This is a genomic window from Kribbella sp. NBC_00709 (assembly GCF_036226565.1).
Taxonomy (GTDB): domain Bacteria; phylum Actinomycetota; class Actinomycetes; order Propionibacteriales; family Kribbellaceae; genus Kribbella.
Genome location: NZ_CP108996.1, coordinates 4854291 through 4871169 on the forward strand (window position 1 = coordinate 4854291; position 16879 = coordinate 4871169).

Consider the following 16879-nt stretch of genomic DNA (forward strand, 5'->3'; position numbering starts at 1 on the left):
GACAGTATGAGTGAGGTTGTCGAGCAGCTGCGCCAGGTCCTGCCGCCCGAGGCATTGGTGACCGATCCGGACCGGATGGAGAGCTACCGGTACGACCGGGCGATGTTCTGCCCGGCCGGGATGCCGCTCGCCGTCGTGCTGGCGCGGGAGACCGCGCACGTGCAGGCGGCTGTGCGGATCGCGGCCGCGGCCGGCGTGCCGATCGTGCCGCAGGGCGCGCGGTCCGGGCTGTCCGGCGCCGCGAACGCGCTGGACGGCTGCATCGTGATCTCGCTGGAGAAGATGGACCGGATCCTGGCCATCGAGCCGATCGACCGGTACGTCGTCACGCAGCCGGGCGTCTACAACGCCGTACTGTCCCGCGCCGTGGCCGAGCAGGGGTTGTTCTACCCGCCGGACCCGTCCAGCTGGGAGTTCTGCTCGATCGGCGGCAACCTGTCCACGAACTCGGGCGGCCTGTGCTGCGTCAAGTACGGCGTGACCACGGACTACGTGCTGGGTCTGGAGGTCGTGCTGGCGGACGGACGCATCCTGCGCACCGGCCGCAAGACGGTCAAGGGCGTCGCCGGGTACGACCTGGCCAAGCTGATCGTCGGCAGCGAAGGCACGCTCGGCATCATCACCGAGGCGACCCTCGCCCTGCGGCCGCAGGCGGCGAAGCCGAAGACGATGGCGGCGTTGTTCGGCTCGGGTGTCGAGGCCGGCAACGCGATCCTGGAGATCATCCGCAGCGGCGTCTCGCTCAGCCTGCTGGAGATCATGGACCGGACCACGATCCAGGCGGTCAACAAGTACAAGCGGATGGACCTCCCGGAGGAGGCCGCCGCGATGCTGATCGCGCAGTCCGACGCGGGCGGCGAGGCGGGTGCCGCCGACGTCGCCACGGTCGCGAAGCTGTGCCGCGACCACGGCGCGCTGGAGTGCATCGAGGCGGAGGACGACGCCGAGGGCGAGATGCTGCTCGAGGGCCGCCGGGTCGCGCTGACGGCGCTGGAGGAGCTCGGTACGACGATGATCGACGACGTCGCCGTACCGCGGTCGCGGCTGGCGGAGTTCATCGGCCGGCTCGAGCAACTGTCGGCGGAGCTCGACATCACCATCGGCGTACTCGGGCACGCCGGCGACGGCAACATGCATCCGACCGTGGTCTTCGACCAGACCGATCCGGGCCAGGCCGAGCGGGCGCAGCAGGCGTTCGACCGGGTGATGGAGATCGGGCTGGAGCTCGGCGGCACGATCACCGGCGAGCACGGCGTCGGGATGCTGAAGCGGGCCTGGCTGGCCGAGGAGGTCGGTCCGGTGTCCCTGGACGTGCACCGGGCGATCAAGCACGCGCTGGACCCGAAAAACCTGCTCAACCCGGGCAAGATCGTTGCCGAGTGAGGCTGTGATGCAACCGCAATAGAACTGTCGAGGCCATTCGACGTCCATGCCCGTCGAATGTGACGTCCGGCCAGCACCATGGAAGGTAGTTGTCTGAACTCGCGGGGGGACTTGATGCAGGGTAGGAGGCGCCCGATGGATCTGTGGCGCCGTACCGTGCTGCCTGCGGTCGCGGCCGTGGTCGCGACCGCCGTGCTCTCCGCCTGTGCGAACGGCGGCGGACTCCGGGTCGAGGGTCCCGAGTCGCCGCCGCCGAGCCCGACCCCGTCGGTTGCGTTCGGCACCCGACCGACCCCGGAGAAGACGCCCGAGGTGGCCGTCGACCTGGCCAAGGTCCGGGTCGGATTGCTCGCCGATCGGCACCTGTCGAGCTATGCACGGACAGTCCTTTCGAATTGCACCGTGATTTCGCGTTGCCTCAGCAGGGGTAAGACCGTTGATGTATTGCACAGCGGTACACCTCAGCAGATCGTCCTGATCCACACCCTGGAGAAGTTCGTCTTCGGTATCTTCCTGATCGCGACCGGGCCCGCGGGCCCGCGACCGATCTGGAACCTGGACGTCGAGCAACCGACCGTGAACGCCAGCCCGCAAGGTGAGCTGGTGGTCGAGTCGAAGATCTTCACGATCAACGACCCGGTCTGCTGCCCGTCGGGACGCCGGGTCGAGGTCTACCGTTGGAACGGTCGGCAGATGATCAAGGTGAGCTCGACGGACCAGTAGGGAGACTGAAGTTCGGTGGTACCGGAAGAACCGGCAGCGCGCATTCTCATGGTCGAGGACGACGCGGTGATCCGTGAGGCGACCCAGTTGACCCTCGAGCGACACGGCTACGACGTGACCACGGCCGAGGACGGCCTGGAAGCGATCGAGCGATTCGAGAAGATCCACCCCGACGTCGTGATGCTCGACATCATGCTGCCCGGGCTGGACGGCATCTCGGTGTGCCGACGGGTTCGCGAGACCAGCACGGTCCCGATCGTGATGGTCTCCGCCCGCGGTGACGCGCTCGACGTCGTACTCGGTCTGGAGGCAGGCGCCGACGACTATGTGACCAAACCGTTCGACACCCAGGTGCTGGTGGCACGGCTGCGGGCGGTGATGCGCCGGGCGGTGTCCGATCCGGAGCGTCCGGCCCCGGCGGCCGGTTCCGGCGTGGAGTCGTTCGGCGACCTCGAACTCGATCGGGAGGCGCTGGAGGTACGGCGGAGTGGACAGACCGTCCAACTGACGCCGACCGAGCTCAAGCTGCTGATCGAGTTCGCCAACAACCCCGGTGTGGTGCTGAGCCGGTCGACGCTGTTGCAGCGGGTCTGGGACTACGAGTGGGGCGGTGACGGCCGGTTGGTCGACGTCCACCTGCAGCGGCTGCGGACCAAGATCGGTGCCGACCGCATCGAAACCGTCCGCGGCTTCGGGTACAAACTCAGGGCATAGTAGGTGTCCTCCGTCCAAGGCCCGCACGCCATCTCCGGCGCCCAGGCGGGCGCCTCGCTGCGTTGTCGGAAGCGCACGATGAACCCCGCATCGAGCGCTTCCTCCGCCTTGCGATGCACACGCCTGGACACCGGAGCTGACGCACTGGCCTCGGACGGAGGACACTGATGGGACTGCGCGGCAAGCTCGGTCTCATCTTCCTGCTGGTCTCGGCGCTCGCGATCCTCGTGCTGTGCGTCGCGGTCTACACCCAGGCCCAGTCGGCCCGGCTGGACCGCACGCGCAGTTTTGCGGACGAGCGGATCCAGCTCGCCGCGCAGAGCTACGACACCAACGACGTACCGGTGTTCGGGGCGAAGGTGGACGATCCGGAACTGCCGCCGCAGCTGCGCGACGCCGTGCTCGAGGGCAAGCGGGCCACGTTCAAGACCGGATCGCCGCGCGCGAAGATGTGGGCGGCGGTCGCGGTCAAGGACGGCAAGATCCTCTCGATCGAGCAGGACTACGAGACCAGCGACGACTCGATGAAGGCGTTGCGGCAAGCGTTGCTGCTCGGCGGCATCGGCACGGTCGCTCTGGTCGCTCTGGTCAGCGTGATCCTGGCGGGCAGCCTGTCCAGGCGGATCGTCGCTGTTGCGAGCTCGGCGCGCCGGATCGCGGCCGGTGACCTGGACGCGTCGGCAGCCGAGGCCGTTGGCAAAGGCAAGGATGAGGTCCAGTCGCTGGCGACCGCGATCGACACGATGGCCAGCTCGTTGCGGGGACAGCTCGAAGCGGAGCGCCGGTTCACTGCGGATGTGGCGCACGACCTGCGGACGCCGGTGACCGGGCTGACCACCGCTGCCGAGCTGCTGCCGCCGGGGCGGCCGAGCGAGCTGGTCCGGGACCGCGCCAAGGTGCTGCGACGACTGGTCGAGGACCTGCTCGAGATCGCCCGGTTCGACTCCGGTGTCGAGCAGGCGGATCTGGAGCTGGTCGGTCTCGGCGCCTTCGTCGGTTCGGCTGTGGCCCGGTTGCGGATGCAGCAGGGTCTGCCGCCGGACAGTGTCATCGTGCACCTGCTCGGGCCGGAGCAAGCGGTATCGACCGACTCGCGCCGGATCGAGCGGATCCTGGCGAACCTGATCGTCAACGGGCTGCGGCACGGCAAGCCGCCGGTCGAGGTGACGGTCAGCGGCCGGACCGTCGAGGTGGTTGACCATGGCAACGGTTACCCGGAAGAGTTGATTGCCGAAGGCCCGCGTCGGTTCCGGTCCGGGATGGCCGAGCGCGGGGTCGGTCACGGTCTCGGTCTGACGATCGCGGCCGGCCACGCCAAGGTTCTCGGCGCGGAGCTCACGTTCGGCGAGGCGCCGGGTGGTGGCGCGCTCGCACGTCTCGTGCTGCCGGCCGAACCTGAGACGCAGTCGTAACACAACCTTTCCCGCCGCCGTCGCGTCTTCCTCTCCGTAACACCAACAAAACGAGGGGAAACCAATCATCATGCGTACTCAGTTCGTTCGCCGTTCCGCTGCCGTCGTCGCCGGTGTCGCCCTGGCTGCCGGTGGTCTCGGCATCGCCGGCGCCCTGCAGGCAAACGCGGCCACGACGCACGCCACCGTGGCGAGCGCGTCCGTCGCGGCGAAGTCGATCACGATCAAGTCGGACAAGGCCACCGCGAAGGCGTGTGCGAAGGTCTCGTTCACCGGCAAGACCAGCGGCATCGCGAAGAACACCGTGGTCCAGGTGCAGCGGCTCGAGAACGGCAAGTGGGTCAACTTCCCGGCCACCACCAAGGTGACCAGTCGGGCCACCTACTCGGTCTGGGTGCAGAGCGGCCGCGTCGGCGTCAACAAGTTCCGCGTGGTCGCCGCAAACACGGCCTCCGCCGCGGCCCCGGTGACCATCACCAAGTAGGCGCCCTGCGCCAGCTAACGGGGGCGGGGACAAGAACTGGGGTCCCGCGACAGGCAATAACCTGTCGTGGGACCCCAGTTGGTGGTCGAGGCCCCGACTAGTGGGTGCCGTAGACGTTGAACTCGGCCGCCGAACCGAAGACTGCGCCGTTCAGCGAACTCGTGCCGACGAACTTCACATACCGGCCGGGCTTCGCGGTGAAGTCGACCCGCTGTACGGCGATCGAGTTCGGGAACTGGCCGGTCGCGACCGGCGTACCCCAGTCCTGGCCGTCGGCGCTGACGTAGATCTCGTACCCCTTGAACATCCCGTTCGTGCCACTCTGCCGAGGCAGGTAGCTGAACCCGTTCACCTGGTACGTCGACCCGAGATCGAGCGTCATGTGATGCGGGAAGTCGGCCGGAGTGGGCACCTCCGACCAGGCGGAATGCCAGATGGTACTGGGGTTTCCGTCCAGCGCCATGGTCGCTGCGCCACCGGTGGCGACATCCTCGCTGTCCACGTCCGCCACCTTGATCCGTGACTGCGGCACGATCCCCGGCGGTAGCACCGTCGCCTCCGCGCTGATCGTTGCCTGACCACCCGTTGCCGTCAGCACGTACTTTCCTTCCGGCGTGCCGGCCGGCGGAGTGACGTCCCACGTGGTCGTCGCGGTCGCGCCGGCGGCCACCGTGGCGTGAGTCGCCGGAGTGGTCGGCGTGACGGTCCAGCCGTCCGGGGCGGTCAGGCCCAGCGTGATGTTGCTAGCAGCAACAACATTGTTGTTCGTGAACGTGGTCGTGACGGTGTTCGCCTCGCCCGAGACGAGACCGGTCACGCCCGACACCGCGACCGAAGTACAGTCGGCCGGCTCCGACGTCGTACCGAGATCGGTGACGGCGAAGTTGTCCATGATGAAGTCGGTCTGGTCGCCACCGTCGGTCAGCTTGCGCAGACCGACCCAGTAGTCGCCGCCACAACCCGCCACGAACTCCTGGTCGAAGGTCGCCTTGGTCCGCTGCTCGCCGACCGGAGTCGACTTGACCTCGACCGAGTCCGGACGATCCACACCCTGCACCCAGGCGTACTGACCGGCGCGACCGCTCTCGTAGTCGAAGCTGACCTTGTACTTGTGGCCCGGCTGGAAGTTCACCGTCGACGGCGTGGTCCGGTAGACCATGCCGGCGTTCTCCTCGTGCGACTTGAGCGACCAGTCGCCGTCGAGTACGTCGTCGACGAGCTTCCCGTTCCAGCCGGCCTGTGTGTACGGCGCATGCTTCTTCGCCAGCACCGTCCGTGGGTCCGTGACACCACCGGCATCACCCTTCACGAACGGCCCCCAGCCCTGGTCGACGTTCTCGAAATCGTCGACGAGTCCGGCCGCCGGACGCTTGGTCTCGACCACTCGCGCGTCGTCGATGCGGACCTTCGGCGCACCTGCTGCTGCCCCGATTGCCAGGTCGGCGGTGCTTCCCTTGGCCTCGAAGACGACCCGAGTGCGTTGGTAGTACGCGTCGTGTTTGTCGTCGGAAGCAACCATGTTCTGTGCGGTCGACCTGGTCACGGTATTGCGAACGCCGTCGACAGTGATTGTGGTCGGGCGGGACTTGCCCGGCTCGACCTCGATCCACGCGGAGGCGCTGTACGTGTGACCGCGGGTCAGGCCGGTGATCCGCTGGCCGACAGCCGACTTGCCGGTGCCGAGGGACGCGACGTGCTGGCCGTTGGCGAGGGTGTCGATGGTCGCGCCCCCGGTCGCGTTCCAGGCGGTCAGGTTGCCCGCGTTGAAGCCCGGGTCCTTCAGGTGCGAGCTCTCGCCGAAGTTCGCCGGTCGTGGTGCCGGTGCGGCGATCGGGTAGAGGACGTACGGCTGGCCGGCGACTGCGTCGAGGGTGATGCTGCCGTCGTGGACCGGGGCCGTGGTGACCTTCACCCGACCGGTGTCGGTCAGCTTGTAGACGGAGAAACTCTTGGCGCCGGTGAATGGGACCTTCCAGGTGGTGCGGCCGCCGGTCGGGTTGTAGTGGTAGAGCTTCTTGTTGTTGTCCCACGGGAGCAGGTACTTGTCGCCGTCGAGCACCTTGGCGTTCCCGACGTACACCGCTCGCTTGCCGTTCTCGACCGCGCCGCGGACGCCGCCGGTGAACGTGATGTCGTTCGCGTTCCAGTCCAGGATCTTCTGCTGCTGGAGGAACTTCGTCGGCAGGTTCTGCTTCCAGATGTTGGCGTAGAACTTGTTCCAGTCGGTCTCGCCGGTCCAGCCCTCGAACTCGACGATGCTGGCCTGGCCGAGGATCGGGTCGCTGTTCCAGACATCCTTCTCGTGGTTGCGGACGAACCGGATGATCTGCGAGTTCAGGCCCTTGTTCGTCGGGCCGCCGTAGTCGAGGTCATTGGCCCAGTGCGACCACAGTGAGGTGCGCTCGTGCCGGTCGGCCCACTCGGTCGCGATCTGCCAGCCCTGGCCGGACAGCTGCCGGGTGAGGCCGTCGGCGAGCCAGCCGGACTGGTAGTAGACGTCGATGTACAGCTCCTGCAGGTTCTTGTCGGTCTCGTCGCGGAGCTGCTGGAACCGCTTCACGATGTTGCCGGAGGCAAGATCCGGGCGCTGCTTGATGTAGTAGCTCTGGTTCAGCCAGTTCCAGCCCTTGGCGGTCTTGTCGACCAGGTCCTCGCTGAACGCGTTCGCTTCCGGGTACGACTCGGTCGCGTTCACGTGGACGCCGAAGGCCGCGTTCCAGGACTTGCCCTGCTTGAGCAGGGTGTTGAGGTCGGTCAGACCGCCGGCCCGCAGGTTGTAGTTGCCGCCGTAGTCCGGGTGACCCGAGTCGTGGCCCTCGGAGGCGTACCCCTTGAGGATCGCCATCTGGCCGAGGCCGTCGGTCGAGAGCGAGATGCGCTTGACGTCGTCGAGCGTGCGCAGGAACGGGTGCGTGGCCTGGCTGGCGAAGTTGAACGGGATGTGCGTGATCACCCGGTCCTTGACCTGGTCGCCGCCGTTGGGCTCGACCATGATCGAGCGGAACGCGACCGCGCCGTCCTCCCAGTCGACGGTCTTGTCGTGGTTCGCGTCCGGCGTCACCACGACCTTCGCCCAGGGGAGCGGCTCGGTGTACGGCGAGGTGTCGGCGCGGTACGTCCACTGGCCGCTCCAGACGCCGACGCGGGTACTGCTGTCCGCGTTCTTGCGGGCCTGGTGCCAGAACCGGGCGCCGTCGTCGACCGACTGCCCGGACGGCTTGTCGTACGTCGAGTTCGACTCGATGCCCGCGGCCAGGCCGCTGGTGTTGACGAACGCGTACGCCGCTCCGGTCGCGGATGCCTCGCCCGGGGTGGCCGCCGTGATCGGGGTGATCTTGTCCGCGGTCCGGGTCGAGTCCGGGTCGAGCGTGGTGAACGCGGTGGTCGCGCCGGCGTCCGTACTCGCGACCGAGACCAGGTCCTGGTTCGGGATGTCGATCGTGTGCACCCGGCTCGCCTCGGTGTCGCGGACCGCGTCGATCGCGAACTTCGTCACCCGCCCGGCGACGCTCAGGCTGGCGTCGAGCTCGACACCGGGCAGGGCGTCGAAGGCGAGCGTGTACGACGCACGCGCACCGGCGACCGTCGGCGGCTTGGTGAGGTGCGCCGTACGGGCCGTGCCGTCGATCGTGACCGTCGAGATCGCGTCCGGTTGCCCGCCGAGGGCCTGCCGGGAGGCGTTGTCGACGTACTTGACCACCCGGGGGAAGTCCGCCCCGACGGTGACCGTCAATTCCTTGGACCGGAGAGTCAGGTCGCCGGCGGCGTGCGCACCTGAGGGCACGCTCAGCACACCGGCAGCCAACGCTACAGCCAGTACTCCACACCCCACTGAACGTTTCATGCGGAGAAAGTTCGCACGTAACAGCCAAGAGGTCAAGAGAAACGAACACTAATGAACAGGATTACGCAGGAATGATGCGCCCGGTCACCTCTCCCAGACCGAGGCCGTTCGCCCGGGCGGTGATCGTCACCTCGTCGCCGTCCTCGAGGAACGTGTGTTCCTTGCCGTCCACGACCAATGGCTCGCGGCCGCCCCAGCTCAGTTCGATGAAGGAGCCGCGTTGATTCTTCTCGGGGCCGCTGACGGTGCCGGAGGCGTAGAGGTCGCCGGTGCGGAGGGCGGCGCCGTTGACCGTCAGGTGGGCGAGCATCTGCGCCGGCGACCAGTAGATGTCGCGGTACGGCGGGCTGCTGACCAGATGCCCGTTCAAGTAGACGTCGAAGGTGATGTCGTAGTTCACCAGGGCCGACCCGGCCAGGTACGGAAGGACGGGCGGGTCCTGGGTCGGCAGGGGTACGGCGGAGGCCGCGAGGGCGTCGAGGGAGACGACCCAGGGGGAGATCGACGTGGCGAACGACTTGCCGAGGAACGGGCCGAGCGGGACGTACTCCCAGGCCTGGAGATCGCGCGCGGACCAGTCGTTCACGAGCACCACGCCGTAGACATGGTCCTCGAAATCGTCAACGGATACAGGCTTTCCGAGCGTGGACGGCGTACCGACGACGTAGCCGAGCTCGACCTCGATGTCCAGCCGCTGGGACGGGCCGAACGTCGGCGCGGCCGCCTCCGGCGCCTTGCGCTGGCCACTCGGGCGGACGATGTCGGTGCCGCTGGCAACGATCGTGCCGGCCCGGCCGTGGTAGCCGACTGGGAGGTGCTTCCAGTTCGGCAGCAGCGGCTCGGAGTCGGGGCGGAACAGGCGGCCGAGGTTCGACGCGTGCTGTTCGGAGGCGTAGAAGTCGACGTAGTCCGCGACCTCGAACGGCAGCAGCATGGTGACCGCCGACTGCGGGATCAGATGCGGCTCGACGGTGTCCCGGTCGTTCGCGTTGCGAACCAGCTCGAGCAGCCAGCTGCGGGTCGCGCGCCAGGCCGGGCGCCCGAGCGCGAGGAACGCGTTCAGCGTCGGCTCGGTGAACAGCTGCGCACCGTCGAGCATCTGCGCCGACGCGACCGGCGCGAGGTCGATGATCTGGTCGCCGATCGCGGCACCCACCCGCGGCTCCTCGTCGCCGTGCCGGAACACGCCGAGCGGCAGGTTGTCCGGCCCGAACGGCGAGCCGTCCGGGATGTCGATCCAGGTCATGGGGTCTCCATCAACCGAAGCGTCGTCAGGTCGTTCCGTGGTTCGTCGATGCTGCACGAGCCGAACGAGGTGAACCAGCGCCGGACGCTCGCCGCCTGGTCGTCGGTCAACTCGCGGGCCAGATCAGCCAACTCCTGGCCGACGCGCCGCTCCAGCAGTTCAACCAGATCGTCGTGCGCGGCCCCGTCGAGCGATGCCCGGGTCGCCAGCAGCACATTGAGGAAGCCGTGATGCTCGAACCCCGTGTCGTCGGCGGTATGGCGGACCGCGTTGTGCAGCCCGGCCGTGCACTTGAACGCGACCTCGCGATCGAGGCAGGCAGTGATGAACGACGCCACCTGCTCGGCCGACGGGAACAGCGCGGCGTCCATCCCGCCGGTGCGCAGTTTGGCGGCGTACCCGGCGTCGGCGACCACGTCGAGCGCGCGCTCCCACGCTCCGTCGAGACCGAGCTCGACGTACGCCGTCTCTTCGTCGAGGCAGTCGTCACACGCGCGGACGACCCGCAGCGCGTTCCGGGACAGGTCGTCCTCGTCGCGCAGCCGGACCTCGACCGCGGTCACCTCGACGTCCTTCGACCGGTCACCCCAGCGGATCACCGGCTCGATCCCGCCGGCGCCGCCCGAAATCACCACCGACACGCGGAGCGGGCCGGCGCCGGACGCCGCGCCCTCGGCCGCGACCTTCATCAGGTCCTCGTCGGTGCAGACGAACGGCCCGACCAGCTCGGCGTACGGCGACCGCAGGTGCGCTTGGTGTGCGGCGACGGCCTCGGCCATCGGGAGGTTCCCCGGGGGGAACATGGCAGCGTCGTCGACCAGGTGCCGGAACAAGGCGGGGACGGTTGACATGGCCCAGAGCCTAACGGATGCTTTCGGTAAGCGGACGCACGCGTTCGATTATCGGATACTCTGGAGCAATTCTGATGGCGTTCTACCGGCAGGTCGGGGAAGTTCCGCCGAAGCGGCACACCCAGTTCCGGAAACCGGACGGCGGGCTGTACTACGAGGAGCTGATGGGCGAGGAGGGGTTCTCGTCAGACTCGTCGCTGCTGTACCACGCCGGCGTGCCGTCCGCGATCGTCGATTCCCAGATCTGGGAGCTTCCCGACCTGGCCACCGTCGCCAACCACCCGCTCACCCCGCGGCACCTCAGGCTGCACGACCTGTTCACCGACACCTCGAAGACCAACCCGGTCGAGGACCGGCGGCTCGTCCTCGGCAACGGTGACGTCCGGATCTCGTACGTCGTGGCGGAGCAGCCGTCGCCGTACTACCGGAACGCGATCGGCGACGAGTGCGTGTACGTCGAGAAGGGTTCGGCGACCGTGGAGACGGTGTTCGGCGTACTGAACGCGGTCCAGGGCGACTACGTGATCATCCCGCGCGCGACCACGCACCGCTGGCTGCCCGGGCCGGAAGGCGTGCACGCGTACGCCATCGAGGGCAACTCGCACATCGCGCCGCCGAAGCGCTACCTGTCCCGCTACGGGCAGTTCCTCGAGCACTCGCCGTACTGCGAACGCGACCTGCACCCGACCAGCGAGCCGCTCGTGGTCGAGGGGACCGATGTCGAGGTGCTGGTGAAGCACCGCGGCAACGGCGCCGGCGGGATCGTCGGCAGCCGGATGACGTACGCGACGCATCCGTTCGACGTGGTCGGGTGGGACGGCTGCCTGTATCCGTACACGTTCAACGTGAGCGACTTCGAGCCGATCACCGGGCGGGTGCACCAGCCGCCGCCCGTGCACCAGGTGTTCGAGGGCTACAACTTCGTGGTCTGCAACTTCGTGCCGCGGAAGGTCGACTACCACCCGCTGTCGGTGCCGGTGCCGTACTACCACTCGAACGTCGACTCCGACGAGGTGATGTTCTACTGCGGCGGCGACTACGAGGCGCGGAAGGGCTCCGGGATCGGGCTCGGGTCGATCTCGCTGCACCCCGGCGGGTACGCGCACGGTCCGCAGCCGTCGGCGATCGAGGCGTCGCTCGGCGCGGAGCGGTTCGAGGAGCTGGCCGTGATGGTCGACACCTTCCGCCCGCTCGAGCTGGGCGAGGGCGGTCGCGCCGTCGACGACGGCGTGTACGCCTGGACCTGGGCGGGTCGCCACAAGAGCTGAGGGTCTGTGGGATTCTTTCCCGTGTGAGTGAGGACGGGGACACATCGCAACAGGTCGTGGAGCAGGTTTCACCGGAGCCGGAGTCGGACGATTCGCCGGAGGTGGAGGTGCAGGTACCGCCGCGGGACCCGGGGGCGCCCTTCGTCGTCGGCGTCGATCGGGACGCGGTCCTGCGCCGGCGCGAGGTCGTGCGGACCGTGGAGCGGCGCGGCGCCTGGATCACGCTGGCGATCGGCGTGGTCGGCATCGCCGCCGCGGTCTACGCGCTGCTCGCGTTCCGTGGTTCGGGGATGTGGCCGTTCGCGATCTTGTTGATCGTGGCAATGATCCCGCTGGTGCTCAGCACGGTGATGGTCTACCGGCTGCAGGCCGAGCGGCAGCAGTGGTACGGCGCCAACGAGATCCAACCGGTCGCGATGCGGATGTCCCTCAAGGGGCTCGAGCTCGCCTGCGACGGAGCGGCGTACCCGGTCGTCCTGCAGTGGCAGACGGTCCGCGGCTTCCGGCAGCAGAAGCTGCTCGGTCAGTACGTGCTGGACCTCGACCTGGTACCTGGGGTGAGTGCGACCACGGCGGGCGTCCGGGGCCTGGACCAGGCTCCGGTCCGCAGCATCGTGAAGCCGAACCCGCTCCTGCGCCCGACCGGCCTGTTCCTGGTGAAGGCCCTGGACCAGCCGGTCCACATCATCGAAGAGGCGATGAAGCACTTCTCCGGCGGGACCGCGACGATCCGCCGCTAGCAGGGTAGGGAGCGGTAGGTGTAGCCGAGCCTCGTCAGCTTGGTGAGGGCGCTGTCCAGGGCGGCGACGGTTTCGGAGCGGTTGCCGCCGCCGTCGTGCATCAGGATGATCGCGCCGGGCCGGGCTCCGGACATGATCGCGTGCTCGATATGGGCCGTGCCGGGCTTCTCCCAGTCCTCGGTGTCGACGTCCCAGAGGACCTCACGCTGGTGGTACGCGGCCGCGATCGCGTGGACCTGCGCGTTCGTCGCACCTTCCGGCGGCCGGAGGCACTTCGACTTGATGCCTTGAGCGACCTCCTGCCGCATCTTCGCCTCCGGCAGGCGGGTCAGCGTCTTGTGGTCGTACGTGTGGTTGCCGACGTGGTGCCCGGCGGCCCGCTCGGCCGTGACCAGCTCCGGGAACTGCGCGACCTGGATCCCGATGACGAAGAACGTCGCCTGCGCGTGGTGCTTGCGCAGTACCTCGAGGACCTTCGGCGTCCACTCGTGCTGCGGGCCGTCGTCGAAGGTCAGGTACAGGACCTTTCCGTGGCCCGTCAGGTTCCAGTCGTCGGCCGGCGGCTTGGGTGTCGCGGGTTTGACCGCCGGCTGCGCGGGTTTCGTCGACGACGATGCGCCGCGCTTGGACGTGGTCGACGTACTCAACAGGCCGTGGCTGGGCGCCTGGTCGGCGGGTTTCGCCGAGGTGGACGAGTGCGAGGACGGGCTGGCGGCTTGGGCGAGGACGGCACCACAGAGCAGTGCGGCGACCAACGGCAGCAGCTTGCCGGGCGGCTTGGTCATGCATGGCATCTTCTCGTGCGGAGTGGTTCATCGAGGCACCGGGTCGCCCGTAGGGTGGCCCTCGTGCCGGAGATCCCGGCCGGCAGACCAGTGAGGCGGCTGATGACCGACAGCGGTGAGCGGACGACGATGACGAGACGAACGGTGATCGGCGGCGCGGCGGCGCTGGCGGCGGCCGGCTTCCAGGCGGTCCCGGCGTACGCCGGCGGTTCCGGGCACGGGCACGACAAGGCCGTGCGGCTGACCGTGATGGGGACCACGGACCTGCACGGCAACGTCTTCAACTGGGACTACTTCAAGAACGCCGAGTACGACGACACCGCGCACAACGACATCGGCCTGGCCAAGATCTCCACCCTGGTCACCGCCGTCCGGGACCGGATCGCCGCGGAGCGCCACGCGCCGCGCCCGCTGATGCTGGACGCCGGTGACACCATCCAGGGCACCCCGCTGGCGTACTACTTCGCCAAGATCGAGCCCATCACCGGCGGTCACACGCACCCGATGGCGGCCGCGATGAACCGGATCGGGTACGACGCCGCGGCGCTCGGCAACCACGAGTTCAACTACGGGATCGAGATCCTCCGCAAGTTCCAGCGGCAGCTGCGGTTCCCGCTGCTCGGCGCGAACGCCCAGGACTGGACGACGGGTCTGCCCGCGTTCCCGCCGTACGTGCTGAAGCGGGTGCACGTGCCGGGGGAGAAGCCGATCACTGTCGGCATCCTCGGCCTGACCAACCCGGGCATCGCGATCTGGGACAAGGCGAACGTCGAGAACAAGCTGAAGTTCGGCGGCATCGTCGAGCTCGCGAAGATCTGGGTGCCGCGGGTCCGCAAGGCCGGCGCCGACATCGTGATCGCCTCCGTGCACTCGGGTATGGACCTGTCCTCGTCGTACGGCGACGCGCTGCCGTACCCGGAGAACGCGTCCGTCCTGATGGCCGAGACCGTCCCCGGTATCGACGCCGTCCTGGTCGGCCACGCGCACCTGGAGATCCCCGAGCGGCTCGTCACGAACAAGACCAGCGGCGAGCAGGTCGTGCTGAGCGAGCCGCTGAAGTGGGGCATGCGGCTGTCGCTGATCGACCTCGACCTGCAGAAGGTCCGCGGGCAGTGGAAGGTCGTCGGCCGGCACAGCCAGGTGCTGAACGCGAACACCGTCGACGCGGACCCGCACGTGGTCGCGCTGCTGCAGAAGGACCACGACAAGGTCGTCGAGTACGTGAACTCGAAGATCGGCACCTGCACCGAGGCGATGTCCGCGGCCACTGCGCCGTGGGAGGACACTGCCGCGCTGGACTTCGTCAACTTCATCCAGGCCGACGCGGTCTCGAAGGCGCTCGTCGGTACGCCGCAGGAGTCGCTGCCGGTCCTGGCGATCGCGGCCCCGTTCAACCGGGCGGCCGCGATCCCGGCCGGCGATGTCTCGATCCGCGACGTCGCGGGGCTGTACATCTTCGACAACACGCTGCTCGCGGTGACGATGACCGGCGCGCAGATCAAGGACTACCTGGAGTTCTCCGCGCAGTACTACAAGCAGGTGACGGGGACCGGGCCGTTCCCGTCCGACCAGGTCACCAATGCGCCGACCCCGACCGCGCCGACCGGCACGCCGGACTACAACTACGACGTGCTCGGCGGCCTGACCAAGCCCCTGACGTACAAGATCGACATCGCCAAGGCGGTCGGTGCCCGGATCACGGACCTCGCGTACGACGGCACGGCGGTCGCGGCCGACCAGGAATTCGTTGTCGCGGTCAACAACTACCGCCAGTCCGGCGGCGGCAACTTCCCGCACGTCTCGACCGCGCCCGTGGTCTACAACCGCCAGGTCGAGATCCGCCAGCTGATGATCGACTACGTCACCGCCACCGGCGAGGTGGACCCGAAGACCTTCGCCACGGTCGACTGGTCCCTGACCTCGAACGGCGCCCCGATCGTGATCACGGGTTGAGATCGGGCATCGCGTGACCCGGCAGCCAGGAATTCTGGGCTGAACCTGTAAGAACTCGCGCCGTCCGGACACAGACCGGGTATGACGCGACTACAGACCAGGGGTCGGGAGGAGGAGTCGGTGGCCGATCCTCCTCCCGGGACCCGCTTGGCCGACTTCGAGCGGCTCTTCGCGGGGCATCACGACGAGGTACTGCGGTACTTCGTCCGGCGCCTCGACATCCGGGCCGATGCGGCCGATCTGGTGGCCGAGACGTTCCTGATCGCCTGGCGCCGGATGAACGACGTACCCGATGGGCAGCCGTTGCCGTGGTTGTACGGCGTGGCGCGGCGGGTCCTCGCCAATCACCGCCGGGGCGAGACGCGCCGGCACGGACTGGCCGACAAGCTGCGGGACGACCTGCGGTCGATGCCGGCCGAACCCGAGACCGCACTCGAGCTGCGGCACGCTGCCGAGATCTTCCGTCAGCTCTCCGACGCCGACCGGGAACTGCTGTCCCTGGTCGCCTGGGAGGGCCTCGACACCGCGCAACTCGCGGCGGCCCTCGGCTGCGCCCGGAGTACGGCGGCCGTCCGGCTGCACCGTGCCCGCCGCCGGCTCGAGCGCCTGATGAACCAGACCACTCCTGGCCGGGAGCCGGCCCGTACGCAAGGAGATCCCGCATGAACACGATCGAGCTGGTCCGCAGCCTGGATCCGATCGCCGGGAACGACCCGGCTGCCGCGGTCGCCGAAGAGAGCCGCCGCGACCTCTGCACCCGGATCGGCCACTCGCCGATCCCGGCCGCGCCGTCCCCGCGCCGCGGCCGGCGCCGACTCGTCCCGTTGCTGGTCGCCGCCGCGGTCGTCGCGGCCGCGACCGTCACGTTCGTCGAGCGGCCGGGCGGCTCCCGCTCGGAGGCCCTCGGCGCCGCGCTGACGTTCACCTCGCAGGGGGACTTCATCCACGTCCGCATCGTCGACCCGTACGCCGACACCGCGCGGTACAACAAGGAGTTCAAGAAGCATCACCTGAACATCACCCTCGAGCTGATGCCCGGCTCACCGTCGACGGTCGGCACCAGCCCGGCGGCCGGATTCGGACCGGGGTCGTCGAACATCGAGCAGAGCGACGACCCGCCCGGCTGTCAGCAGGCGGGAACCTCCCCGTGCGTCCCGCAGTTCCTGATCCCGAAGAACTACTCCGGCCAGGCCGGACTGGTGATCTCCCGGGCTCCGCGCCCCGGCGAGCAGATCGCGTTCAACGGTCCGGTCGACGGTCGCGGTGAGCCGCTGCAAGGTGTGAAGTACAAGAACCTGCGGGTCAGCCAGGTCCTCGCGATCCTGAAGCAGCGCGGATACACGGTCCCGGAGTACCGCGTCACCACGAACGGCTACACGTCGGCTCCGAAGACCGTGCCCGGCACCTACTACGTCAAGGACGGGCTCCTGGCGACGGACAAGGAAGTCATCCTCTTCGCCGGTCCGAAGCCTTGAC

The 16879-nt window shown here is 68.4% G+C and carries 14 protein-coding genes; 10 read left to right on the forward strand and 4 right to left on the reverse strand.

The window, feature by feature from the left end:
* The first annotated feature begins 6 nt into the window (after positions 1-6).
* The 5 genes from OHA18_RS23895 (at position 7) to OHA18_RS23915 (ending at position 4716) form a co-directional block, all read left to right on the forward strand.
* Positions 7-1383 carry an FAD-binding oxidoreductase gene (locus OHA18_RS23895; RefSeq protein WP_328997505.1) on the forward strand — a complete coding sequence of 459 codons (1377 nt, stop codon included), beginning with the start codon at positions 7-9 and terminating at the stop codon, positions 1381-1383.
* 135 nt (positions 1384-1518) lie between these two features.
* Positions 1519-2106: a hypothetical protein gene (locus OHA18_RS23900; RefSeq protein ID WP_328997506.1), complete on the forward strand. Its 588-nt coding sequence runs from the start codon at positions 1519-1521 to the stop codon at positions 2104-2106.
* Positions 2107-2121: 15 nt separating this feature from the next.
* On the forward strand, positions 2122-2820 hold the full coding sequence (cseB, locus tag OHA18_RS23905; RefSeq protein WP_134122822.1) for a two-component system response regulator CseB: 699 nt from the start codon (positions 2122-2124) through the stop codon (positions 2818-2820).
* Between the two features lie 167 nt (positions 2821-2987).
* Positions 2988-4232 carry a HAMP domain-containing sensor histidine kinase gene (locus OHA18_RS23910; protein WP_328997507.1) on the forward strand — a complete coding sequence of 415 codons (1245 nt, stop codon included), beginning with the start codon at positions 2988-2990 and terminating at the stop codon, positions 4230-4232.
* A gap of 70 nt (positions 4233-4302) precedes the next feature.
* Positions 4303-4716: a hypothetical protein gene (locus OHA18_RS23915; protein ID WP_328997508.1), complete on the forward strand. Its 414-nt coding sequence runs from the start codon at positions 4303-4305 to the stop codon at positions 4714-4716.
* 97 nt (positions 4717-4813) lie between these two features.
* On the opposite strand, the gene OHA18_RS23920 is transcribed toward OHA18_RS23915, so the two are convergent.
* The 3 genes from OHA18_RS23920 to OHA18_RS23930 form a co-directional block, all read right to left on the reverse strand.
* Positions 4814-8560, reverse strand: coding sequence for an endo-alpha-N-acetylgalactosaminidase family protein (locus OHA18_RS23920; RefSeq protein ID WP_328997509.1), 3747 nt, complete (start codon positions 8558-8560; stop codon positions 4814-4816).
* Positions 8561-8621: 61 nt separating this feature from the next.
* Positions 8622-9806, reverse strand: coding sequence for a fumarylacetoacetase (fahA, locus tag OHA18_RS23925; RefSeq protein WP_328997510.1), 1185 nt, complete (start codon positions 9804-9806; stop codon positions 8622-8624).
* On the reverse strand, positions 9803-10657 hold the full coding sequence (locus tag OHA18_RS23930; protein WP_328997511.1) for a hypothetical protein: 855 nt from the start codon (positions 10655-10657) through the stop codon (positions 9803-9805). The genes fahA and OHA18_RS23930 overlap by 4 nt, the downstream gene beginning before the upstream one ends.
* A 74-nt stretch (positions 10658-10731) precedes the next feature.
* Here OHA18_RS23930 and OHA18_RS23935 point away from each other — a divergent pair, with 74 nt between their 5' ends.
* Positions 10732-11925, forward strand: coding sequence for a homogentisate 1,2-dioxygenase (locus OHA18_RS23935; protein WP_328997512.1), 1194 nt, complete (start codon positions 10732-10734; stop codon positions 11923-11925).
* A 23-nt stretch (positions 11926-11948) separates the two neighbouring features.
* Complete coding sequence (locus OHA18_RS23940; RefSeq protein ID WP_328997513.1) at positions 11949-12665, forward strand: hypothetical protein; 717 nt, start codon at positions 11949-11951, stop codon at positions 12663-12665.
* Here OHA18_RS23940 and OHA18_RS23945 read toward each other — a convergent pair.
* On the reverse strand, positions 12662-13450 hold the full coding sequence (locus tag OHA18_RS23945; RefSeq protein WP_328997514.1) for a polysaccharide deacetylase family protein: 789 nt from the start codon (positions 13448-13450) through the stop codon (positions 12662-12664). The two genes, OHA18_RS23940 and OHA18_RS23945, sit on opposite strands and share 4 nt — an antisense overlap.
* 102 nt (positions 13451-13552) lie before the next feature.
* Here OHA18_RS23945 and OHA18_RS23950 point away from each other — a divergent pair, with 102 nt between their 5' ends.
* From OHA18_RS23950 to OHA18_RS23960, 3 genes are all read left to right on the forward strand, one after another.
* On the forward strand, positions 13553-15403 hold the full coding sequence (locus OHA18_RS23950; RefSeq protein ID WP_328997515.1) for a bifunctional metallophosphatase/5'-nucleotidase: 1851 nt from the start codon (positions 13553-13555) through the stop codon (positions 15401-15403).
* Between the two features lie 120 nt (positions 15404-15523).
* Positions 15524-16069, forward strand: coding sequence for an RNA polymerase sigma factor (locus tag OHA18_RS23955; RefSeq protein ID WP_328997516.1), 546 nt, complete (start codon positions 15524-15526; stop codon positions 16067-16069).
* Positions 16066-16878: a hypothetical protein gene (locus OHA18_RS23960; RefSeq protein WP_328997517.1), complete on the forward strand. Its 813-nt coding sequence runs from the start codon at positions 16066-16068 to the stop codon at positions 16876-16878. Before OHA18_RS23955 ends, OHA18_RS23960 begins: the two co-directional genes overlap by 4 nt.
* Position 16879: the final 1 nt, after the last annotated feature.